The organism is Flavobacterium koreense (genome assembly GCF_054776075.1).
Genome location: NZ_BAAHCF010000008.1, coordinates 116443 through 139391, shown reverse-complemented (window position 1 = coordinate 139391; position 22949 = coordinate 116443). Strand labels below are relative to the sequence as shown.

The following is a 22949-nucleotide window of genomic DNA, read 5'->3' as shown; positions in this document are numbered from 1 at the left end:
CAACCTTTTTATCTTTTTTGCATCTAACAATAAATGAATCATTTTATTATGAAAAAAATAGTTTTTTTAATTGCATTTTCATTTGTGTTTTTCTCTTGCGATGTTAGTGAAGAGCAAAATTATACTTATGAAATAAATCCTGTTTATCAGGTTATAATGCCTACAGGATTTGCTAAAGATAGTATAACGAATATTACAGTAAAATATAAACGCCCTTCATCTTGTCATTTATTTAGTAAATTCTATTATGAATCCTATGGCTTTGAAAGAAGTGTTGCAATAGAGAATATTAAAGTTGAACAAGATAATTGTCAAACAGATAACGAAACTGTTTTAGAAATGCCGTTGAAGTTTCTTCCAAATGCTATAGGAACGTATCATTTTAAATTCTGGACAGGAACAGATACACAAGGTGTAGATCATTATTTAGAATATGATGTAGTAGTAGACCATTAAAATAAAGCTCTTGAGTTTAGAACAATTAATACATGATTGTAAAAAAAATGATATCAAAGCACAAGAACAATTGTACAGGCAATACGCTCCAAAGATGTTCTCAGTATGCTTAAAATATTCGCGCAATTATGCAGAGGCTCAAGATAATTTACAAGATGGATTTTTATTAGTTTTTGATAAAATTAATTCGTTTGAATTCAAAGGTTCTTTTGATGGATGGATTAAGAGAGTAATCGTAAATCATGTTCTTCAACAATATAGAAATAAAAGTTTTTTAAGCCCAATAGACGAAGATATTGCTGAAGAAGTTGAAGTTGAAATAGAAGATGGTGTATCAATGGATTTTTTGATGAAAATTATTCAAGAATTACCAGATAGATATCGATTGGTTTTTAATCTTAGTGTTTTTGAGAATTATTCCCATCAAGAAATTTCCGATTCATTAGGAATATCTGTAGGAACATCCAAATCGAATTTATCAAGAGCAAAATTGATATTGAAAGAAAAAATTGAAAATAATACCGGCAGTGTAAAAATGCCTTCAATAAAATGAGTGAAAGAAAAAATATAAACAATCTCTTTCAAGAAAAATTTGAAAATCATGAGGTTACTCCAGAAGAGTTTATCTGGGAAAACATCGAACTCAAATTAAAAGAAAAGAAAAAAAGAAGAGTTATTCCGTTTTGGTGGAAACTATCGGGTATTGCTGCTGCTTTAGTAATTGGTTTATTTACTTATAACAGTTTGAACACAACTAATGACAATGAAAATTCGGTTGTAAATCAGGAGAAAAATGATAACGAAAATTCAAATGATTCTGTAAATAAAAACACAAATCCAGTTGTTATAAACGGAAGTAAAACCATAAATTCTGATAATTCAAAAACCATTTCATCTGATGACAACGTAAATAATGTAGTTGTTGTAAAAGAAACGAATTCGCAATCTGAAAAGAATAATAAAACAAATTCTAAAATAAATAAAATTGACGTTAAGTCAAATAATGGAACTCAGGTTGCTAATTCTGAAATCAATAAAAAACCATTGGTTGAAACTGATAAATTTAAATCAAATTCAGATAGTCAACTTGTAAACAATGGTTCTAAAAAAGATAAGAATAGAAAAACATCGTTGAAATTGAGCAATATTAATTCTAATAATGAAATTGCTTTTGAAAAAAATAACGATTTAAAAGAAAAAAATAAAACTAATAATTCGTCAAGTAACGAAGTTCTAGTTCAACAAGAAACCAAAGAAAAAGAAAAAAATAATAGTGTTATTGATAAAGTTGTAAATCCATCAAAAGAGAATAATTCTATTGTAAAGAATACAACATCAGATAGAAAAACATCTGTTTTAACACCAAAAACAGATGAACCAATAATTAAAAAAATTGACTCAACATCAATTGCTAGTGTTGAGCCAAATGCGCTGGAAGAATTGCTAATTGAAAAAGAAAAGCAAACAGTTACTGAACAAAAAATAAATAGGTGGCAAGTTACCTCTAATGTTGCGCCTATTTATTTCAGTTCAACTTCAAATGGTTCACCACTTGACAGTAAATTAGTAGATAACGATAAAGTCTATTCGGCTGAGAATATTAGTTATGGTATTGGTGTAAATTATGCAGTAAATAAAAAAATAAAAATAAGAACAGGAATAAACATTTTAAATGTTGATTACGATACTAATGGAATTTTGTATTATCAAACACCAACTGTAAATAGTAGGTTAAGTGGATTAAATCCTAATGTTCCTGGGTCTCTTTTGGTCATTGAAAGTCTGAGTAATGTAAACACTTTATTTAATAGACCAATTCAAAAATTTGAAGGTAGTTTAAATCAAAAATTAGGTTACATAGAGATGCCACTAGAAGTTACCTACAAAATTTTAGATAAGAATTTCGGAATTGATTTAATTGGAGGAATGAGTACACTAGTTCTTAATAGAAATGAGATTTATCTTCAATCATCAGAATTGAATTTGAAAATCGGTGAAGCAAACAATTTGAACAATGTTCACTTTAGTGGTAATTTAGGATTAGGATTAAAATATGGTTTCTTTAAACGTCTTGAGGCGCGCATCGAACCAGTATTTAAATATCAAATAAATACATTTAATAACGATGCAGGAAATTTCAAACCATTTGTGTTTGGTGTTTACTCAGGAATAAATTATACTTTTTAATACATGTTAGGTTAAAATTAGTTAAGTGGTGTTATTGCTTTCGAGTAATAACGGAAAAGAGCGCTTTAGTTAGGCGCTCTTTTTTATTTACTGTAATCTTCCAATTGTTTCAAAATAATGGAATGTATTTCGTCTTTTATAACTTTTTTATCTTCTAATGTTTTTCCTTTTGTATCAAAAAACCTATGCACTTTTGCTCGCATAATTCCGGGACTTCCACTTAAAAAAGTATAAGACATTCTTGTTTTATTATCAGCAAAGGTCATTGGAACAATTGGAATTTGATGTTCTATTGCTAATTTGAAAGCACCATCTTTAAATTCATCTAACATTACAGCTTCATCAGGAACACCGCCTTCAGGAAAAATACAAATACTTAAACCTTGATTTAATCGTTTTTGAGCTCTTGCAAAAACTTCCATTCTACTCTTTTGGCTACTTCTATCTACTAAAATACAAGTACGTTTGTAAAAGAATCCAAAAAGTGGAATTTTAGATAATTCTTTTTTACCCACAAAAACAAAAGGATTTTGAGCAATAGAAAGCATCAACATTATATCGGTCATTGAAGTGTGATTGGCTACTAACATATAACTTTTACCTTTTTCTAGCTCTTGTTCTCTTTCAATTTTAGTATAAAAACCCATCCCTAAAAGAATGCCTTTAGCCCAAATTCTTGCCATCACAAAAAAATAAGGATACCATTCTTCTTTCAAAATAGAAAGTAACAGAAATGGTAACATTATTAAAATAAGCGCACCCATTAAAATGTAAAACCAAACGCGCCAAAGGACCCAAAAAATAATTTTTAGCAATCTCATAGCGTCAAAAATAAGTAATAGTATGCAAATTATACTACAAAGGTTTAACTTTGCATCAAATAAATTTTGATACTGAAATCAATTCAGCAATTATGGCAAAAATACTTACAGGCGTACAAAGCACAGGCACACCACATTTAGGCAATTTACTTGGAGCTATCATTCCAGCAATTGAGTTATCTAATAATCCTGATAATCAATCGTTTTTGTTTATAGCCGATTTACATTCCATTACTCAAATTAAAGATGGTGAAACGCTAAGAAAAAACACTTATAGTACTGCTGCAGCTTGGCTTGCTTGTGGATTAGACATCAATAAAGTAACTTTTTACCGTCAAAGCGATGTGCCTCAAACGGCAGAATTGTCATGGTATTTAAGTTGTTTCTTTCCTTTTCAAAGATTGACATTAGCACATTCATTTAAAGATAAAGCCGATAGATTAGAAGACGTAAACGCAGGATTATTTACTTATCCGATGTTGATGGCTGCCGATATTTTATTATATGATGCAAACTTCGTTCCTGTTGGGAAAGACCAAATGCAACATATTGAAATTACTCGTGATGTAGCTTCAAGATTTAATCATCAAATGGGTGAAACTTTTGTTATTCCTGAAGGAAAAGTGCAAGAAGAAACCATGTACATACCTGGAACTGACGGAAATAAAATGAGTAAATCTCGCGGAAATATTATAGATATTTTTCTTGATGACAAAGCTTTGCGTAAACAAGTAATGTCAATTGAAAGTGATAGTACGCCACTTGAAGAACCAAAAAATCCAGATACTTGCAAAATATTTGCTCTTTACAAATTACTAGCTAATGCTGAGCAAATTGCAAGCATGAGACAAAATTATCTTGGTGGAAACTATGGTTATGGTCACGTCAAACAAGCTTTATTTGATTTGATCTGCGAGAAATTTAAAACGGAAAGAGAAAAATATAACTACTACATCAACCATCTTGAAGAAGTTGATGCTTTGTTGCAAAAAGGTGCTCAAAAAGCTCATTTAATTGCCAATGAAGTTTTAGGACGAGTTAGAGTGAAACTAGGATTTGAGTGATTAAACATCACTCATTCCTTTTTGATTTCTTCTATTATCACTTCTTGCTCTTTCTGAATTTGCTTAAAACTTTGCTCTTTTGTGGTTAATCCTTTAGATTCAATAACAATTTTTCCGTTTCTCTCAACTATTATTACATCTTCTTTAAAAGAATAATCATCATTCAGAAGCTCTTTAGCACCATTGGCAAGTATTGTAAATCTTGGTTCAACAATTGAATTACCATGTATATATAACTTTTCTTCACTATTGTGAAAAGAGGCCAATTTTTTTCCAACATAAAAATTAAATGTTCTCTTAAATTCACTGGTTAAATCCAATTTAAAATCCTGTTTAGATTTTATATAATAAGCTTGCTTAGAAATATTTATTGTATCGTAAGCAACTGCATTTTCTAGCAAAATGATGTCATAATTTGTTTTATTTGTAAACAACCTGTAATTATAGGAAGTTGAAACAAACTGATTTTTATAAACATTAGTGAAAGGATTTTGACCTGTTTTTATAGTATCATTATAAGTCAAATTATTCTTCTCTGTTTTGTCATAATCGGTTAAAAACATTTTGAATGTGTCTATTTTGGCTTGTGATTCTGTATAATATGGGTCTAATTCAGCTGGCGCTTCTTCAATTTGGACATTATCGTAGGTGTTATTATCGTAATTATCATAAGTTGAATTAGAATCTGAAGAACATTTATTTGAGAAAAAAGCAACTTTTAATAAAATCACTAAAATGATAAAAAATGTTTTCCACGAAAAAACAGATTTTTCACTTCTACCTTCTCTACCATTAATATTATCAAGAACTACTCTCTTATTTGAAGCAATTGTATCCATCAATTCTTCATCAAATGAACGGTAATTCGACATTGAAATCATAATGGCTTCAGCAAATTCTGAACTTTTGGTTACATTATAAATATCAACTATTGCGTTTAAAAGATGATTCACCTTATCGTCTAATTCTGAACTAACAAAATGGGATAAAAAAGTAAAAAAATGAGATTGCTTGACAAAAAGTAAAGGAAAATAATTAACGTTACTTGCATGCAAACTGGATAAAACAAAATCTAATTTCCCTTCAGCTCTTTTTGCAACTTTATACAACAACTCTTCTGGAAAATATTCTTTGTAAATTAGAAGATCGTTCATTTCTTCATACTTGTTTTCAATAATTTTCTTATCAAAAAAAGTAGTCAGATCATCTTGAAGGTATTTCTCAATAAATAATTTTACTTTACTCTCATTTACTTCAATGTTTTGTGCTGGAAAATCGTCTCTTAGGTATCTTTTCTTGCTAAAAAAATTGTATAAAACTCTAATATTAGCAATAAATTGAAATTCCGTTGGAAAATATTTTAAAGCTTCTATTAAATTATTAGCAACATTAACATCAATATCAGGATTGATTTTCTTTTCTACATTAACCTGTTTTTCAATTCTAATAATCTCTTCAGAAGTAATTTGAAGAAGTGAGGATTTATCAATATTTAAATTTTCAAATAATTCTATGATATTCATGCGCTTGTAAATTGAAGAAAAACAAATGTAAAATTTTAACGCTTTATTTTACTTGATTTTATTGAAAAAAATAAAATAATTGTAAATTGCCTACATATTCAAATTAAGTAATAATTCATGGAAGCCATCATCAACCAATTATTTGAAATCGAAAAGAAAGCAACCGAACAAAATCTAGATATTTTTGAACGTAACCTGAATAGGATTCAACACGAACTTGAGGAATTGGGTTATAAAATCATTAATCCAATAGGTAATCAATATGATGAAAGAGATGCTTCAATTGAAGCCAATATTCTAAATCCAAGCGCTAAGAAAATCACCAAAGTTTTAAAGCCTGTAATTTATAAAATGCAAAATGACAATTATGTTTTATTACAAAAAGGTATCGTAATTGTTGAATAATTTCTAGAAAAGCTATGAAAAACATTAATATCGGAATTGATTTAGGTACAACCAATTCTGCCATTGCTAAATATGAAAACGGCAAAGTAACTATCTATAAAAATCCTGTTGGGTTTAAAGATACTATTCCTTCTGTAGTTTCTTTTAGAAAAGGTCGTATTCAAATTGGTGACAAAGCTCGCGAACATTTTTTGTCTAATTCCGAAAATGTTTTTGCTTCTTTCAAAAGGAAAATGGGTTCAGATGAAACTTACTTTGTAAAAGATTTAGACAAACAAATTGCTCCAATTGAACTTTCATCAATGGTTCTAAAAGAGTTGATTAATTTTACTCAAAATGAAAATCCGAAATCGGCGGTAATTACAATTCCTGCTTCTTTTGATACCATTCAAACCAATGCTACAAAAAAAGCTGGATATGAAGCAGGATTTGCAGAAGTCGTTTTACTTCAAGAACCTATTGCGGCTTGTTTGGCTTATTCCAATTTTCAAAATTTGGATATTTCTTCTGAGAAAAAATGGTTGGTTTATGATTTTGGTGGCGGAACATTTGACGTTGCTTTAGTAAAAATTGACGAACGCGAATTGAAAGTAATCGATCATAAAGGGAATAATTTCCTTGGCGGAGTTGACCTTGATACCTTATTTGTAGAAAAAGTTATTTGTCCAAAAATGGAAGCGCAATCTTCAGAAAATAACCTTTGGAATAAAATGATTTCAGGCGAAGATGCGATTTATAAAAAACTGTATTTCGAATTACTTTTTAAAGCAGAAGAAGCTAAAAAAGAACTCTCCTTAAAAGAAAAAACCAACATAGAAATCGAATTTGACGAACTTGATTTATCCTTAGATTTAGAATTATCAAAAGCAGAATTTGAAGCTATTGTTGCTCCAAAATTTGAAGAATCATTTCAACTTACACACAGGTTAATTCAAGAAAACAACTTGAAATTTTCTGACATTGAACGCATCATACTTGTTGGCGGAACGACTTACATTCCTTACATCCGACAAGAATTAGAAAAAAGAAGTCAAACACTAGTGGATTCAAGTATTGATCCAACGACAGCCGTGGTTTTGGGTGCAAGTTTTTATGCTGGCTCAAAACCATCTGAATATGTTGAATCTGAAAAAGAAGTGGTTGTAGAACAAGAAACTTTATCGGTTGAACTTATTTTTGAACCTCATTCTAAAGATAAAGAAGAATTGATTGTTGCTATTTTACCAACCGATTTTAATGGATTTTATAGAATTACCAGAAGTGATGGCGGTTTTGATACAGGTTTGCTTGCTGTAAATAAAAAAATTGCGGAGTTCGTTCCTCTTTTAGAAAAAGCTACCAATATTTTTTCGTTATTTTTATTTGACCAACAACAAAATCAGGTTTATCAGCATACTTCCATTCAAATTACTAATGGACTTTACAACATTTCTGGTCAACCTTTGCCAAACGATATTTGTTTAGAAGTTGATGAAGAAAGTGGTAAAACTTTTATGGAACGTATTTTTAGGAAGAACGATATTCTGCCACTAAAGAAGACTATTTACAAAACTTGTTCTAAAAATATTCTAAAAAATTCTGACGATAAATTAATCATCAACATTGTAGAAGGTAATGCTGGAAGTATGGTTGGAAGCAACTTAACCATAGGTTACATAGAAATTTGCGGAAAAGATTTTCATCAAGATTTATTGAAAGGAATGGATGTTGAACTGAATTTCAAAATTTCTGAATCGCGCGATTTGAGTATTACGGTTTACATTAGTTCATTAGATTTAGAAATAAAAGAAGTGTTCAATCCGCATGAGCGAACCATTTCATTATCTAAATTAACCGAAGAAATTAAAGTAGTTCTCGATGAAGTTTCGGAAGAAATTTACGATAACGAAGAAGATGAAAACTATGAATATCTTGCCAAATTAAAACGAATAAAAGATCATTTAGCGGTTTTATACAATGAATCTTTAGAGATTGTTAATGATAAATCTACCGATAAAAAGTATCAAATTGATGAGATGAAACGTTTAACGATTCAAGAATATGACGATTTGGTGCGTCATAAACATGTATTAAATGAATTAAGCGAATATCATTATTCTAAAGAAGTTTTCCAAACCTATGCAGAGCAAGCGAATCCGCGTCAAATGGAAGAATATGAAAAAATCATTAAAAATGAAGCAGAGTTTTTACAGTCCAACAATAAATATTTAATTCGTAAAAAAACTAAGGAATTAGACAGTTTAATTGATGCCGTTTATCTAAAACAAGAGTCTCGTTTTATTGATTATTTCTACTATTATCGTTTTAAAGACGAAGACGAATTTACCAACAGAGACAAGTTTTTAAAATTAGTAGAATTGGGTGAAAAAGCTTTAGAGAATCATAATATGGCCGAGTTAAAATCTATTTGCAGTCAGTTTTGGGAATTGTTAAAAGTAAAACCAAAACTAAAAGATGACTTCAATAGTTTTGATGGGAATTTAGGATTGAAATAATTTCTAAACAACTTCAAACAATTTTCCTAGCTCACCAATAATATCTGATGCTTATAATTTATTTTTACAATATTGCGATTATGGTCATATGAATTTAGATTATAACTTAAATCCTTAAATTATGAAAAAAAAAATATTTCTAATAATTCTTTTTTTATCTACTTTAAGCTTTTCACAAGATCTTGAAACATTAAAAAAAGCCGATACAATATACCTATTGTTTGAGAAAAAAAATAATCAACATTTTTTTGAAAGTTATCAAGAAAAATTAAATATTAATTTAATAACATTTCATTTTTTTACTCATCCACCGTATGGTTACACTTTTTTTATTTCTGAAAAAAAAGATGAAAAGCGAATTAAATTATCTTGTCGAAAATATAAAAAATTAATCAAGCAAAATATAAACATTTACATACCTGATTTTAATTCATTTTCTCAAAACAAAGATTTATCAGGTTTGTTTTCAAAAAATGAAAAAATAAAAACAATTTATATTATTGACATCTCTAATTCTAAAAATATTTATATGTTTAAAGTGAAAGATGTAAGTGCTTATTTTGGTGATGATTAATAACCTAAACCACTTCAAACAACTTTCCTGGCAAAGGTCGAATAACACCTTTTAGTTCCATATTCAATAAAATAGAGGCGGTTTTAAAAACTGGCAAATCACAATCGAGAGCAATTACATCAAGTAGTTGCTTTCCGTTTTTTATAAGATAATCGTAGAGTTTTTGCTCGTCGTTTTCTAAAGTGATGAAAAGCTGTTTTTGAATTACTTTTTCTTCTTTGGGTTGTAATTCCCAATTGAGAATGTAAAGAATATCAGCTGCTGATGTTAGTAAATGGGCGCGTTGGGTTTTAATCAAATTATTGCAACCTTGACTAAATTTATCAGAAATTCTTCCTGGAACGGCAAAGACATCTCTATTGTAATCATTGGCTAAATTGGCTGTAATTAGCGAGCCACCTTTTTCGGCACTTTCTATCACAATTGTGGCTTCACTCATTCCGGCGACTATTCGATTTCGTTTAACAAAATTTTCCTTTTCAGGATTTGATGTGCTCCAAAACTCGGTTAAAAAACCTCCATTTTCTTCCATTTTGGCAACATATTTTTTATGGACTTTTGGATAAACTTGGTTCAAACCATGAGCAATGACACCAATGGTTTGCAAATTATTATCCATTGCGGCTTTGTGAGCAACGATATCAACACCATAGGCAAATCCGCTAACGATGATTGGATTTAATGGTGCTAAATCTTCAATTAATTTTTTGCAAAATTCGGTACCATAAGAAGTAACTTCACGAGTGCCAACAATACTGATTATCTTCTGATTGTTCAAATCCATTTTTCCAGAAGAAAACATTAAAAGCGGACTATCAATACAATGTTTGAGTCGATTAGGATATTCTTTATCTTGATAATAAATCAAATTAATGTTGTTGTCTTTGATAAAACGAAACTCTTCTTCAGCTTGTTTAAAAACCGATTTATCTTTCAAACTTTTAATTAAAGTTTTACCAATTCCGTCAATTGAAGTGAGTTTAGAGGCTTTGGTTTTGAAGATTGATTCGGCATTTTCGCAATGAGAAAGCAATTTTTTGGCAACAATATCGCCAACGCCATCTACTTTTAGTAATGCCAATAAGTGCAGTAATTCTGTGTCGTTCATTGTATTAAATCGGTATGGTGTATATAAATAAGATTCCAAAAGTAAGAACAATAAAAATTGTTAACAAAGTTTGTTGATAAAATTTTGCATTCCACATTAAATAATTAAATTTGTCATTATGAAGATGGATCAATACATATCACAATTATTATATCGTTACCAATGTGTAACTGTTCCAGGATTTGGTGCTTTTTTAACCGAAATCCAATCGGCGCAATTGCATCAAGATTCGCATTCGTTTTATCCACCAAAGAAATTGATTTCTTTCAATGCTTATTTGAAAAATAATGACGGTTTACTTGCTAATCATATCGCTCAAGCTGAAAAAATGAGTTATGAAGTAGCAGTTACTATAATTGAAAATCAGGTGGCTGCATGGAAATCTAAGTTGAATGATTTTGGTGCTATTACTATTAAAAATATTGGTGATCTTTCCTTAAATACTGAACGAAATTTAGTTTTTGTTCCTTCTGATCAAGTTAATTATTTGACTTCTTCTTTTGGATTAACGACATATATTTCGCCTGCTGTAAAACGTGAAGTTTACAAAGAAGAAATTGAAGTTCTTGAGGAAAAAGCTCCGATTGCTTTTACTCCAGAAAAAAGAAGTTCAGCTAATTTCTTAAAATATGCTGCCATTTTTGTTCTTGGTGCTGGATTACTTGGTGCTGGTGGTTTCTTTGGAAATCAATATTATCAAAAGCAAGTTCAGTTAGAAACATTAGCGGTTCAAACAAAAGTTCAAAAGCAAGTAGAGCAAAAAATTCAAACAGCTACTTTTATCATTAGCAATCCACTTCCTGCTGTAACGCTTACCGTTTCTGAAGGAAAAATGCCTTACCATGTTGTAGCTGGTGCTTTTCAAATGGAGAAAAATGCAGAGAAGATGTATGATTTACTCCTAAAATTAGGTTATCCTGCAAGAAGAATTCCTCAAAACAAACATGGATTATTTCCTGTAGTTTACAAGAGTTTTTCTTCCTATACAGAAGCTCAGAATGAAATGCAAAGAATAAAAAAATCGCATAATCCAGAAGCTTGGTTATTAATTCAAGAATTATAGAAAAGTCCCGATTTATTCGGGATTTTTTGTTTTTTGTTCCTTTATTAAAATACTATAATTACTACCTTTGCAAAAAAAACTATGACTCCTAAACATCCTATAGATTCTTTAACAACGTTAACCGACTTAGTGTTACCAAGTGAAACCAATCCATTAAATAATCTTTTTGGTGGTGAATTATTAGCCAGAATGGACAGAGCGGCAAGTATTGCAGCAAGAAGACATTCTAGACGAATTGTGGTAACTGCATCTGTCAATCACGTAGCTTTCAATCGTTCTATTCCTTTGGGAAGTGTGGTAACTATTGAAGCCAAAGTTTCAAGAGCTTTTACATCATCAATGGAAATTTTTCTAGACGTTTGGATTGAAGATAGAGAATCTGGAAATAAAACTAAAGCCAATGAAGCCATCTACACTTTTGTGGCCGTTGACGAAACAGGAAACCCAGTTGCCGTTCCACCATTAGAACCGCAAACTGAGGAAGAAAAATCAAGATTTGACGCAGCTTTAAGAAGAAAGCAATTAAGTTTAGTTTTAGCAGGAAAAATGAATCCACACGATGCTACTGAATTGAAAGCATTGTTTTTGTAAATAAAAAAGTCCGCTAAATTGAAAAAGCCCAAAAAAGTTTATCACTAATTGGGGCTTTTTTGTATTCTAAAAATTTATTTTTTGATAATTTGTACCGATTGACTTCCTTTAGAAGAAGCAATTTTCAAGAAGTAATTACCTGAAGCAATTGTTTCATTTAAACTAATGTTCACCGATTGTAAACCTGCTGACTGATTTTTATTTGTTATAATATTTTGAATAACGCGGCCTTGAAAATCTACCAAATCAATAGAAACAGTTTCATTATTATCTAATGTATATTGAAAAGTAGCTTCTTTTTCTATAGGATTAGGATAAACTAACAAGCTGTTTTTAGGTGAAGATAAATCGATAGTACCTAAGTTTAAATCTGTATAACGAACCATGGCAATTTTTTCCCTATCTCCATCATAAGAGTCACCTGTGGCGATTAGTTTTCCGTCAGTTTGTAATTGAACGTTATTAATTCCTGAAGAGTATTCTATTGGAGTGTTTACTTCTCCATTAACACCAAAACTTAAGTCTAAACTTCCATCTGTATTGTAACGGATAATTGAAAATTGTTTGTCTTTTTGTCCTCCTTTTAATATTTTCCCATCGGCTTGTGTTATCATGTGTATATAATTAGCATTAGGTAGAGTAGTGACTACACCATTGTTTCCGAAGCTGGTGTTAATAACACCGTTAGAATTTATTTTTAAAGTATTTGTCAATAAATAATTTGCAGTAATGGTGTTAGATATCAAATAGCAATTATCAACAATACTACTAATTATTTCTCTGGCAACAATACTTTCATTCGTATTGCCAGTTGAATAATTATACCATCCATTAGTGCCAAAGGTAGTATCAAAAGACCCATCAGAATTTAATTTCGCTAAATATATTGTTTGATTACCATAAAAATTGCCCAACTGTATGCTTATACTAGATACTAAGATTTTATTGTTTGCATCTTGATAAATTGCTGTTGGATATTCATGAAATCCTGCTGCATTAGTAGTTACATCATAATTTACAATTCCATTAACGCCAAATGTTGTATCTAGCGTACCATCTATATTTAATTTAACAACCGCAGTAGATATACGATTTATGCCAACACCACCCACATTATAATTATAATCACAGGCTATTAATATTTTATTATCATTGGAAATGGTATAATCGTCAATAAAATCTAATTTATTGTCGAATGTAGTTAAGTCCAATACTCCAGCGTTACCAAAACTGTTATCCATAATACCGTTAATATCCATTTTATATAAATTACTTGAATTGGATACAATTATTTTACCGTCTGACAATAGATGTATATTTGCACAAGAAGTTAAATTTGATCCAAGATTAACTAATCCGCCAGTTCCAAAATTCATATCCCTGATACCATTTGGTAATATTTTAATTAGAACTATGTTAAAACCTGATTCTACAGTTACCAAATAGGATTGATTACTCAAAACTAATGTGTTGAATGAGAATCTTGGACTTAAATCATTAGATAAGTATAAATTTTTGTAATTGTTGGAAACAATAACGCCATTTGTATCTATATCTAGTTGTTTTATTTTGTAATCACTCATTGCATTTGTATAACTATATCCACCAGTAATTAATTTACCATCTGGTTTTATAATTAAAAAGGTTGAATAGGAGATGTTATCTATAATTGACACAACACCATCAGTATCAAATGTAGTATCATAACTACTGCCGTTAGCAAGTAATTTAATTACTTTATACTCTTGATTAGAAGTGCCAGAAACAATTATCTTATCATCAGCTAAAACTTTTATTTTTGGTAAAGCATGAATTGAAGTTGAAGTTGAAGCTCCAGATATAGAAATTGCATGATTAAGGGTTAATTTTCCGTCTGAATCTAAAGTAGTATCGAGAGTTCCGTTGGAATTGTATCTTGTAAATGCGAATAGTCCAGCAGAACTTCCAAATGCTACTATCTTACCATTGGATAGAATTTCTCCATCAAAACATGTATCAGAACTTGTACTTGTAAACGCCGTAATTACTTTTCCTGTAACTCCAAATGTTGTATCAAGTGTTCCATTCGTGTTTATCCTAACTACAGCAAAATCATTATTTGTTCCGTTAAAAGTGCTGCCGAAAACAACAATTTTTCCATCAGTTTGAATTTTGTGAGAAAATGAACGATCGTTATCAGTGCCAATAGGAAGAATTAAAATACCATCTGTATCAAAGGTTGTGTCCAAAGTACCATCACTATTAAGTCGAGCTATTGCAAAATCATTATTAGTGCCATTAGAAATATAGCCCGAAACAACTATTTTATCATCCGTTTGAAATCGAATGGATTTGATATTCATCGCTTGATTATTAAAAGCAATTGATTTACTTCCAGTTGTATTAAATGTAACATCGGCCGAACCATTAGAAGTTATTCTTGTTACCATTGATAGACCTGCCATTACAATTTTTCCGTCATTTTGTATTTGCACTGTCTGCAGACTTTGTACTGTTGATTTAAATCCATATTGATTAAATGTATTGTCTTTACTGCCGTCAGGATTATATCTAGCAATAAAACCAGATTGATAGGGAGATAGAAGTCTTCCAACATAAACAATCTTACCATCAGTCTGCAATGCCGCATCGTATGCTATTTGTGTAGAAGGAGTGTTAGACACTGTAAGTGTTGCAATTCCATCAGTATCAAATGTTGGATCTAGAGTTTGAGCAAAACCAGAAATAGTAGCAAGAAGAAGGAAAAGTATTTTTTTCATATATGTAAAAGTTGTTTTATTAATCGTCATATATGTTATCGCCTTTTATTTATTGGTATTTGCTTACGCAAAGTTCTTGATAATGGCGATTTCATAATGAAAAATTAGATTTAATAATCACAAAAATAATATTTTTATTGAGTTGCGATGTAATTTATTGAATTTAAGTATTATCAAAGAATTAAGTCAAATTTAAATAAAATGAGCCCGATAAAATATCGAGCTCATTATTATCATTATTAATTATAAATCTGTCAGCACTTTTGGTCACAGTCTATAATTGCGGACTTTTCTTTCTATCTACTTATCCATTGTGATGGATTGGTGTAAGTTGTATTTTGAGAAATCATAAATTTCAGCACTGTTTTACCCTCGGCATTGGTTCGTACTTTTCCTAACACTTGTTTGGTCGATACTTTATCACCGGCACTTACATTTACACTTCCTAAGTTTTGATAGATAGTGAAGTAATCTCCGTGTTGCACACAAACAGCTTTGTTTAAAGGCGAAATTACAATTACTTTAGTTACTTCTCCACTAAAAACTGCTCTTGCATTAGAACCAGATTCTGTGGTTATTTCGAGACCACTATTGTGAATGATTAAAGATTTATAAACTGGATGTGGTTGATCACCATAACCTAAAGTAATAGTTCCTTTTTCTACTGGCCAAGGTAATCTTCCTTTGTTAGCTTTAAAATTATTCGAAACCAATTGTCCTTCTGGTGTTAAAACAATTTTGGTTGATGTTTCAATTTTCTTTGTTTCGGCAGCAGTTGTTGTTTTTGGATTGGCTTTTGCTTTTGCGGCAGCTGCCTTTTTATTAGCTTCGGCAATCGCATCACGAATCAACTTTTGAATTTGAGCATCAATTTTTCTGTATTCTTGTTGCTTTTTCTTAATCTCAGCGGTAATTTGTTTTTTATTTTTCTTTAAACTATTGGCAATTTTTTCTTGCTCTTGCTTTTCTTTTTCTAAATCTTGACGTTGTTTTTCTTGCTCAGCAAGTAGTTTTTCTTTCTCCGTTTTTTGTCCGCTTAGTTTCAAGTTATAATCCGCAAGTTTATCTGTTTTATCCTTGATTTCAATACCTTGCATTTTTCTATAGCTAGAATATTGTTTCATGTACTGCAATCTTTTATAGGCTTGCAAGAAATTTTCTGAAGATAACATAAACATTGCACGACTCTGCTGCGAACGACTTTTGTAAGACTTCAAAATCATTTCGGCATAATCATCTTTAAGTACCACCAATTCTCTATTCAACTTATTTATTTGAAGTTGATTAATGTACATATCGTTACTCAACAACTTCGTTTGCTTAGCTGTTGTGTTGATTAGTTTCTCTTTCAATCCGATTTTCTCTTTTTGAATTTGAAGTAATTTTACCACCGATTTTTCTTTACCTCTAACTTCTTGAAGCATGCGTTCTTTTTCACGAATTTCTTCTTGAATTTTAGCTTTTTTCTGTTCAAGTTCTTCCTGACTTTGTTGGCTCCAAGCAAATGAAGTAAGTAAAACTAAAAATAATGTGACTAATTTTTTTTGCATAACCATTATATCTTATCAATGTAAATTCTTTCATATCCTTCAGGAACGCTATAAGGAAACGATAAATCTTCGTTGAATGTAACCGTTTTATATTCTATATCAATTTTTGTATTCCCTTTCTTTTGTCGAGCATCAATTGCCAAAGATAAAGGTAAAATCATTTCGTTGTGTTTTTTATAATCTGGATAAGCAATTTGCAACGTTCTATCTTGAAAAGGTTGATTGATTTCTTGTCTTTTTATTAAAAAATTTTCACTTTCAAAATAAAAAGATTTATTGGTTTTCTCCTCAGGCTTTGATTCTAATTTATACAGTTTTTCCATGATTGAAACGGCATATTTTTCTTTATGCAAATCATCCAATGCTTTTCCAAGAAACATGTTTTGTACTTTAATGTAATCTAAATCGGTGCCAAACCATTGGCTTAATCCTTCATAATTGCCTTCAAAATATTTGTTTCCTATCTTTTCATAATATTGAACTGATGTTGGTGTAATTAAAGCTTTAGCCATGGTAATTCCTAAAACCCTAATACTTACTAATATCTTTTCGTTTTTCTTTATTCTTATTTCTGCTGTAACATTTTGAGTGTTTTTCTCATCTTCATATCTCGCACCAGCTTTAATATATAATGTAGAAAAATCTGTTTTATTGTTGTAATGATTCTCTATTATTTTATCTGCAGATAAGGTATTACTTGCGCTACCTTCTGCCAAAACAGCTTTAGGTTTACAAGATACTAGAAAAATAACAACGAAAAGGACAAAGTATTTTTTCATGAATAATCCAACTGAATGGCGTGTTTACTATTTTCTTTTTTGTTTTTCAATTAATTGGTTAGCTTTAGAAAAATATAAATCTTTCTTCTTCATATCTCCCAATCCATTAGACGCTTCACCCAATTGAAGGTTGAAATTGATTTCTAAAACGGTATCGTCTATTATAAAATCTATTCCAGATTCTAAAACATCTTTTGCTTTTTTATAATTTTTTAATTGATTGTTTGCCAATCCATTATAATAATACAATTGAGGTTGTGTTGGAAACAATTGCAATTGCTCTTCAGATATTTTTGCTAATTTATCAAACTGCAAATTCTCTGTATAAGCTTGCATTAAAAGTAGAATGGTTTCCATATCATCTGTTGCATTTTTTAGATGCATTTCATAATATTTTATTGCTTTAGTCCAATCTTTTTTAGATTGATAAAATTTGGCTATTTCCTTTGCTACTTTAACTTCTTTATCGTTATCAAAATAACCAATTGCTTTGTCTAAATCTTTATCGTATTGTGGGTTATTCTTTGAAAAAATCAAAAACTCATTCAAAATACGATGCTTAATTTTCTTATCTATTTTATCACTTGCTAAAACAGTATTCATTGATTTTACTGCTTTATCTCCGTCATTATTATTAATATGAAACTTAAATAAACTTACTTGAGCCCAATCGGATGTTGGAATTTCTTTTTCTAATTGCTTGGCAATTTCTAAAGCTTTTTCTTCTTGATTGCTTTGAGAATACATGTAAATTAGAGCAATATAATTAGCTTCATCTTTAGGATTCTTTTTTATTTTATCGATAAGATTGGCTTTTTCAGAACCTTGGTATTTAGCATCGCGTAAGATATCAGCTTTATATAATTCACGTTTTTCAGATTTTCCAACCGTTTCATTCAACTCGTTTATTAAATCTAATGCTTTGTCAAATTGCTGTGTATTCATATACAATGAAACCAAATCTTCTCTATAATCGGGTTTGAATTCAACTAATTTTTGAACAATAATAATTGCCTGATTATAATCTCTTGTGTCGTAACAAACGTCATACATTCCAACCCAAGCCCAACGGTTTTTGGAATCAATTTTGGTTACTTTTTCAAAATTATCGTAAGCATCTTTATACTTTTTTTGAGAAAGATAATTTTTACCCAATTCAAAAAATACAATTGGATTTTCTGGTTGAATATTTTTACACTTTTCTAGTGCTTCAATAGCTTTGTCATAGTTTTCGATGCCTTTTTGTTTCAGAGATTCGTAGTAGTAATTTTCAAATTCATCAGAAACAGTAGCAACATCTTCTGGTTCGGTTTGAGCCAAAAGAACATTTGGAATGAAAAACATTCCGAAAAGAAAACTATATAAAACTATTTTTTTCATCAAATTTTTATTCTAAAACGGAATAATCTCCAATACTAATACTTGTAAAATTGCCATCAAAACTTACGTGATTTCCAATCATTGCATTGTCAAGATTTGCATTTTTAATATGAGCATGAGTTTGAACCAAACTGTTTTTAATGGCGCTATCAATTACATGACATCCTTTTCCTAAAGACACATTCGGACCAACTGTAGCATTAATTAAAACCACATCTTCACCAATATAACATGGTGGAATTATGGTTGAATTCTCTTGTTTAACATCGTAATCAACTAAATGGATTCCGTCGTTATGAAGGAAATTTAACATTCTGTTGTTGGTGTCAACCGTTACATCTTTATTTCCGCAATCCATCCATTCGTCTACTTTACCAGGAACAAATACCATGCCTTTTGCCATCATTTGTTTGATTCCATCATTAATTTGATATTCACCACCATGAATGATGTTATTATCAAGTACTGATTGCAACTCATTTTTTAAAACGGCAACATCTTTAAAATAGTATATTCCAATCACTGCTAAATCAGAAACAAACTCTTTTGGTTTTTCAACTAATTCGATTATTTCTCCATTGGAATTCAAATTTACAACTCCAAAAGCTTCAGGTTGATCTACTTGTTTTACCCAAATTACACTATCAGCATTTTGGTCTAAGTCAAAATCAGCTCGAATTAAAGTATCAGCATAAGCGATTACTGCTGGACCACTCAAAGAATCTTTTGCACACATTATAGCATGACCTGTTCCAAGCGCTTCATTTTGATAATAAATTGTTCCTTTTGCGCCAAGTTTTTCGGCGATTGCAATTAATTCTTCTTCTACTTTTTTACCGAAACTTTCGTGAATTACAAAAGCTACTTCTTCTATTGGTTGATTTAAAACACCAGCAATATCTTCTACCAAACGGTGAACGATAGGTTTTCCTGCAATAGGAATTAATGGTTTTGGAATCGTTAATGTGTGCGGACGTAATCTTGAACCACGACCTGCCATTGGTACTATTATTTTCATTTTTTATGTTTTTTACCACAAAGACACTAAGTTTTCACAAAGTGCACTAAGTTATATTATTATTTCTCGCAAAGGCGCTAAGGCGCAAAGCTTATATTATCAATTAACTGAAATCTATTTTACGCCTGTTGAACCAAAACCGCCTTCACCACGAGAAGTTTCCGATAATTCTTGAACTTCAATCCATTCGGCTCTTTCGTGTTTTGCAATGATTAGTTGTGCAATTCTTTCACCGTTTTCGATGATAAAATCTTCATTGGATAAATTTACTAAAATAACTCCGATTTCGCCACGATAATCGGCATCGACTGTTCCAGGTGAATTTAAAACGGTGATTCCTTTTTTTGCAGCTAATCCGCTTCTTGGTCTTACTTGTGCTTCGTAACCTATTGGTAATTCAATAAAAAGTCCTGTTTTTACGATAGTTCTTTCTAAAGATTTTAAGGTAATTGGTTCTGAAATATTAGCACGTAAATCCATTCCTGCAGAGGCAATGGTTTCGTAATTAGGTAGTTCGTGTTGTGATTTATTTATAATTTTAATCGTCATGAGTTACTATTTTCGTTTGATGATTTTTAAAAGTGTTTCCTTTTCGTTTCTGTAAATGAAATATAAAAATAGCGAAAGTAAAACGATTTTCACAAGATAATTTTCTCTCAAATAAGGAATATAAAAAGCAATAGCTGAAAAGGCAATGGATAAGCCCAAATATTTCAAAATCGTATTGATTTCATATGGAATTGGATACTTCTTTTGCCCCATTTTATAGGATATTATCATCATAGTTCCATAAGCTGCCAATGTTGCAATTGCAGAACCATAATAACTGAATTCTTTGATTAATAAATAATTCAATGCCAAAGTTACTATTGCTCCAATTATGGATATATAAGCACCGATTTTTGTTTTATCAATTAACTTATACCAAACCGATAAATTAGTATAAATACCAAGAAAGAAATTTGCTAAAACTATTAATGGAACCACTTTTATTGCATCCCAATATTCTTCGTTTGGAACTAATGGTTGCTTCAATAAATCAATAAAAACAATAACAAAAAGACTTATAAATGAACCGAAAATAACAAAATACTTTGTGATAGTTGCATAGGTTTGAGGCGCATTTTCATCACTAGCATGACTGAAGAAAAAAGGTTCGATTCCAAGTGTGTAAGCAGTGCGAAACAAAACCATGAACATTCCAATTTTATAACAGGCAGAATAAGCTCCAATATCTGCTTTTGGAACATTCATCCAATCTAAAAGAATTTTATCAAAATGTTCATTGATTGCAAAAGCGGTTCCTGCAATTAAAATTGGGTAACCATAATTCATCATTTGTTTCCAAAGATTGAAATCAAATTTCCAATTTATCTTAAAATAATCTGGCGATAAAACTACAAATGTTAACAAACTAGCTATTAAATTAGAAACAAATATGTAACCTACTTGAAAGTTTTCAAAGTAAATTGTATTAAAAAAACCGTTAGGATTTGAACTTGATAATTGAGGTAATAATAAAAGGAAAAATAAATTTAAAAGCATGTTTAAAGTTACATTACCAATTTTTATAATTGCATATTGCATTGGCCTTTTAGTGGCTCTTAATCTTGAAAATGGTATTATTACAAGTGCATCGAGAACTAATATCCAAATAGTGTATGTTATGTATTCGACTTTTATTTCAGCCAAATGTGATAATGTGTTTCTAAAAATCAAGGCAAGAAACAAAAATGAAATTGACGACCAAAAAATAGAAACGGTAGCAGTTGAAATAACGCTTTTCTTGTTTTCTTCTTTATTATAAAATCGGAAGAATGCGGTTTCCATTCCGTAAGATAAGATTACATTAAAAAAAACCAACCAAGCAAAAACAATAGAGACATCGGCAAACTCTTGTTTTGGTAATTTTTTTACGTACAATGGGTTAAGCATAAAACTTATCATTCGTGGTAAAACAGTCGCCAAACCATAAATTAGTGTTTGCTTGAAAAGATTTTTATATAAACTCAAGGTAGTTTTATTTAATGTTTAACAAAAATAGTTATTAAATTGATGTAATAAAAAAAGAGTCAACAAATGTTGACTCTTTATAAATATTTATTTTGATTATTCTTTAATAATTCGTGTTGATTGATAATTATTACCTTGTTGTATTACAACATTATAAAGACCCGATTGATAATTTTTACCAAGCTCTAGATTTTCTAGTTCTTGAAATGATACATTTATAATCTCAATTGTTTTACCTAACACGTCATATACTTTAAGAATAACATTGTCAGATGTAAGGTTTTTTAAACTTATTTTAAAACTGTTTTTAAATGGATTAGGATAAACCACCATCTCATTTTTAACAAACTCCTCATTACCAAGCGAACAATTACTATCAAATGTTATTTCAAAAGTATCAACACCACAATTATCTAGAAAATTTTGTAAAGCACTCATCTCATTACTATCTGCACAAATGTAGTTTAGATTGGGGCAACCTGTCCAGCATTGATTATAATAAGTTTGAGGACCAAAAAGTTGTGTGGTACCATTATTTATTTTAATGGTTCTCAAGTTGGGATTGTTTTGGCAATCTAGTTCATTAAACAACGGATTATTGCTAAAATTTAAATCACTAATTAGGTTATTACTACAAAAAACTTTTTCTAATAAGGGATTGTTTGTGAAATTTAGGGAAGCGATTTGATTGTATCTGCATTCTAACTGTCTTAAATTTGATAAATTGTTTATATCAAGTGACATAAGTTGATTTTGATATAAATTTAAAATTTCTATTTGCACTAATTGTGATACATTGAGGTTAGTTACATTATTATTGCCACAAACTAGAATTTTTAAATTGGTAAATGCTTCAATCCCTGTCAAATCAAAAATATTAGCGTTAATCAAGTTTAGTTGACATACTTGTAAAGCTTCACTAAACTCAATTTCTCCATTATTGTTATCATCAATTTTATAATAACTATTTATTGCACAATCATACGCAATACCATTAGTAATAGATGAATTTACTAACAACGCTTTAAAATTAGCATCAGGTATATTTACTATTTGAGCATTTATGAAATAGCAAAACAAAAAACTAAATATAAGATATAATTTTTTCATAGTTTGTTGTTATAAAACATAAAAGGCACAAAAGTTATACTCTTGCGTAATGT

General features: G+C 30.0%; 20 protein-coding genes. 9 read left to right on the top strand and 11 right to left on the bottom strand.

The window, feature by feature from the left end; all coding sequences use genetic code 11:
* Positions 1-48 precede the first annotated feature (48 nt).
* The 3 genes from ACYU7A_RS04160 to ACYU7A_RS04150 are packed head-to-tail and all read left to right on the top strand — an operon-like array spanning position 49 to position 2643.
* Positions 49-456, top strand: coding sequence for a hypothetical protein (locus ACYU7A_RS04160; protein ID WP_460574316.1), 408 nt, complete (start codon positions 49-51; stop codon positions 454-456).
* Between the two features lie 10 nt (positions 457-466).
* Complete coding sequence (locus tag ACYU7A_RS04155; protein WP_460574315.1) at positions 467-1009, top strand: RNA polymerase sigma factor; 543 nt, start codon at positions 467-469, stop codon at positions 1007-1009.
* On the top strand, positions 1006-2643 hold the full coding sequence (locus ACYU7A_RS04150; protein WP_460574314.1) for a hypothetical protein: 1638 nt from the start codon (positions 1006-1008) through the stop codon (positions 2641-2643). Before ACYU7A_RS04155 ends, ACYU7A_RS04150 begins: the two co-directional genes overlap by 4 nt.
* 83 nt (positions 2644-2726) lie before the next feature.
* Here ACYU7A_RS04150 and ACYU7A_RS04145 read toward each other — a convergent pair whose 3' ends face one another.
* Positions 2727-3464, bottom strand: a complete 738-nt coding sequence (locus tag ACYU7A_RS04145; RefSeq protein WP_460574313.1) for a lysophospholipid acyltransferase family protein — start codon at positions 3462-3464, stop codon at positions 2727-2729.
* 92 nt (positions 3465-3556) lie between these two features.
* Between ACYU7A_RS04145 and trpS the strand changes: the two genes are divergently transcribed.
* Entirely contained in the window at positions 3557-4528 is a 972-nt protein-coding gene (trpS, locus tag ACYU7A_RS04140) for a tryptophan--tRNA ligase (RefSeq protein ID WP_460574312.1), read from the top strand.
* Positions 4529-4539: 11 nt separating this feature from the next.
* On the opposite strand, the gene ACYU7A_RS04135 is transcribed toward trpS, so the two are convergent.
* Positions 4540-6051, bottom strand: coding sequence for a hypothetical protein (locus ACYU7A_RS04135; protein ID WP_460574311.1), 1512 nt, complete (start codon positions 6049-6051; stop codon positions 4540-4542).
* Between the two features lie 117 nt (positions 6052-6168).
* On the opposite strand from ACYU7A_RS04135, the gene ACYU7A_RS04130 reads away from it, so the two are divergent.
* The 3 genes from ACYU7A_RS04130 (at position 6169) to ACYU7A_RS04120 (ending at position 9525) form a co-directional block, all read left to right on the top strand.
* On the top strand, positions 6169-6456 hold the full coding sequence (locus ACYU7A_RS04130; protein ID WP_460574310.1) for a hypothetical protein: 288 nt from the start codon (positions 6169-6171) through the stop codon (positions 6454-6456).
* A gap of 14 nt (positions 6457-6470) precedes the next feature.
* Positions 6471-8951 carry an Hsp70 family protein gene (locus ACYU7A_RS04125; RefSeq protein ID WP_460574309.1) on the top strand — a complete coding sequence of 827 codons (2481 nt, stop codon included), beginning with the start codon at positions 6471-6473 and terminating at the stop codon, positions 8949-8951.
* A 121-nt stretch (positions 8952-9072) separates the two neighbouring features.
* Entirely contained in the window at positions 9073-9525 is a 453-nt protein-coding gene (locus tag ACYU7A_RS04120; RefSeq protein WP_460574308.1) for a hypothetical protein, read from the top strand.
* Between the two features lie 4 nt (positions 9526-9529).
* On the opposite strand, the gene dprA is transcribed toward ACYU7A_RS04120, so the two are convergent.
* Positions 9530-10633, bottom strand: a complete 1104-nt coding sequence (gene dprA / locus ACYU7A_RS04115) for a DNA-processing protein DprA (protein ID WP_460574307.1) — start codon at positions 10631-10633, stop codon at positions 9530-9532.
* Between the two features lie 118 nt (positions 10634-10751).
* On the opposite strand from dprA, the gene ACYU7A_RS04110 reads away from it, so the two are divergent.
* Together ACYU7A_RS04110 and ACYU7A_RS04105 are read left to right on the top strand one after the other, a co-directional pair.
* Positions 10752-11696 (top strand): HU domain-containing protein, encoded by a 945-nt coding sequence (locus tag ACYU7A_RS04110; protein WP_460574306.1) that lies wholly within the window; start codon positions 10752-10754, stop codon positions 11694-11696.
* Between the two features lie 81 nt (positions 11697-11777).
* Positions 11778-12287, top strand: a complete 510-nt coding sequence (locus ACYU7A_RS04105; RefSeq protein ID WP_298306928.1) for an acyl-CoA thioesterase — start codon at positions 11778-11780, stop codon at positions 12285-12287.
* A gap of 74 nt (positions 12288-12361) precedes the next feature.
* Here ACYU7A_RS04105 and ACYU7A_RS04100 read toward each other — a convergent pair whose 3' ends face one another.
* The 8 genes from ACYU7A_RS04100 to ACYU7A_RS04065 form a co-directional block, all read right to left on the bottom strand.
* Positions 12362-15046: a T9SS type A sorting domain-containing protein gene (locus tag ACYU7A_RS04100; protein ID WP_460574305.1), complete on the bottom strand. Its 2685-nt coding sequence runs from the start codon at positions 15044-15046 to the stop codon at positions 12362-12364.
* Positions 15047-15342: 296 nt separating this feature from the next.
* Entirely contained in the window at positions 15343-16596 is a 1254-nt protein-coding gene (locus tag ACYU7A_RS04095) for a murein hydrolase activator EnvC family protein (RefSeq protein ID WP_298306923.1), read from the bottom strand.
* Positions 16597-16601: 5 nt separating this feature from the next.
* Complete coding sequence (locus ACYU7A_RS04090) at positions 16602-17375, bottom strand: DUF4292 domain-containing protein (RefSeq protein WP_460574304.1); 774 nt, start codon at positions 17373-17375, stop codon at positions 16602-16604.
* A 27-nt stretch (positions 17376-17402) separates the two neighbouring features.
* On the bottom strand, positions 17403-18755 hold the full coding sequence (locus tag ACYU7A_RS04085; RefSeq protein ID WP_460574303.1) for a tetratricopeptide repeat protein: 1353 nt from the start codon (positions 18753-18755) through the stop codon (positions 17403-17405).
* Positions 18756-18762: 7 nt separating this feature from the next.
* Entirely contained in the window at positions 18763-19773 is a 1011-nt protein-coding gene (locus ACYU7A_RS04080; protein WP_460574302.1) for a sugar phosphate nucleotidyltransferase, read from the bottom strand.
* Positions 19774-19887: 114 nt separating this feature from the next.
* On the bottom strand, positions 19888-20322 hold the full coding sequence (dut, locus tag ACYU7A_RS04075) for a dUTP diphosphatase (protein WP_298306913.1): 435 nt from the start codon (positions 20320-20322) through the stop codon (positions 19888-19890).
* A gap of 6 nt (positions 20323-20328) precedes the next feature.
* The gene (locus ACYU7A_RS04070; RefSeq protein WP_460574301.1) at positions 20329-21786 is read right to left on the bottom strand and encodes a lipopolysaccharide biosynthesis protein; all 1458 of its coding nucleotides are present in this window, start codon (positions 21784-21786) and stop codon (positions 20329-20331) included.
* Positions 21787-21882: 96 nt separating this feature from the next.
* Entirely contained in the window at positions 21883-22896 is a 1014-nt protein-coding gene (locus tag ACYU7A_RS04065) for a T9SS type A sorting domain-containing protein (protein ID WP_460574300.1), read from the bottom strand.
* Positions 22897-22949 lie beyond the last annotated feature (53 nt).

What these genes read in the sequence shown, in the direction of transcription:
- ACYU7A_RS04160 (WP_460574316.1), top strand. Translation starts at nt 49, where the DNA reads ATGAAAAAAATAGTTTTTTTAATTGCATTTTCATTTGTGTTTTTCTCT.
- ACYU7A_RS04150 (WP_460574314.1), top strand. Translation starts at nt 1,006, where the DNA reads ATGAGTGAAAGAAAAAATATAAACAATCTCTTTCAAGAAAAATTTGAA.
- ACYU7A_RS04145 (WP_460574313.1), bottom strand. Translation starts at nt 3,464, where the DNA reads ATGAGATTGCTAAAAATTATTTTTTGGGTCCTTTGGCGCGTTTGGTTT.
- trpS (WP_460574312.1), top strand. Translation starts at nt 3,557, where the DNA reads ATGGCAAAAATACTTACAGGCGTACAAAGCACAGGCACACCACATTTA.
- ACYU7A_RS04135 (WP_460574311.1), bottom strand. Translation starts at nt 6,051, where the DNA reads ATGAATATCATAGAATTATTTGAAAATTTAAATATTGATAAATCCTCA.
- ACYU7A_RS04130 (WP_460574310.1), top strand. Translation starts at nt 6,169, where the DNA reads ATGGAAGCCATCATCAACCAATTATTTGAAATCGAAAAGAAAGCAACC.
- ACYU7A_RS04125 (WP_460574309.1), top strand. Translation starts at nt 6,471, where the DNA reads ATGAAAAACATTAATATCGGAATTGATTTAGGTACAACCAATTCTGCC.
- ACYU7A_RS04120 (WP_460574308.1), top strand. Translation starts at nt 9,073, where the DNA reads ATGAAAAAAAAAATATTTCTAATAATTCTTTTTTTATCTACTTTAAGC.
- dprA (WP_460574307.1), bottom strand. Translation starts at nt 10,633, where the DNA reads ATGAACGACACAGAATTACTGCACTTATTGGCATTACTAAAAGTAGAT.
- ACYU7A_RS04110 (WP_460574306.1), top strand. Translation starts at nt 10,752, where the DNA reads ATGAAGATGGATCAATACATATCACAATTATTATATCGTTACCAATGT.
- ACYU7A_RS04105 (WP_298306928.1), top strand. Translation starts at nt 11,778, where the DNA reads ATGACTCCTAAACATCCTATAGATTCTTTAACAACGTTAACCGACTTA.
- ACYU7A_RS04100 (WP_460574305.1), bottom strand. Translation starts at nt 15,046, where the DNA reads ATGAAAAAAATACTTTTCCTTCTTCTTGCTACTATTTCTGGTTTTGCT.
- ACYU7A_RS04095 (WP_298306923.1), bottom strand. Translation starts at nt 16,596, where the DNA reads ATGCAAAAAAAATTAGTCACATTATTTTTAGTTTTACTTACTTCATTT.
- ACYU7A_RS04090 (WP_460574304.1), bottom strand. Translation starts at nt 17,375, where the DNA reads ATGAAAAAATACTTTGTCCTTTTCGTTGTTATTTTTCTAGTATCTTGT.
- ACYU7A_RS04085 (WP_460574303.1), bottom strand. Translation starts at nt 18,755, where the DNA reads ATGAAAAAAATAGTTTTATATAGTTTTCTTTTCGGAATGTTTTTCATT.
- ACYU7A_RS04080 (WP_460574302.1), bottom strand. Translation starts at nt 19,773, where the DNA reads ATGAAAATAATAGTACCAATGGCAGGTCGTGGTTCAAGATTACGTCCG.
- dut (WP_298306913.1), bottom strand. Translation starts at nt 20,322, where the DNA reads ATGACGATTAAAATTATAAATAAATCACAACACGAACTACCTAATTAC.
- ACYU7A_RS04065 (WP_460574300.1), bottom strand. Translation starts at nt 22,896, where the DNA reads ATGAAAAAATTATATCTTATATTTAGTTTTTTGTTTTGCTATTTCATA.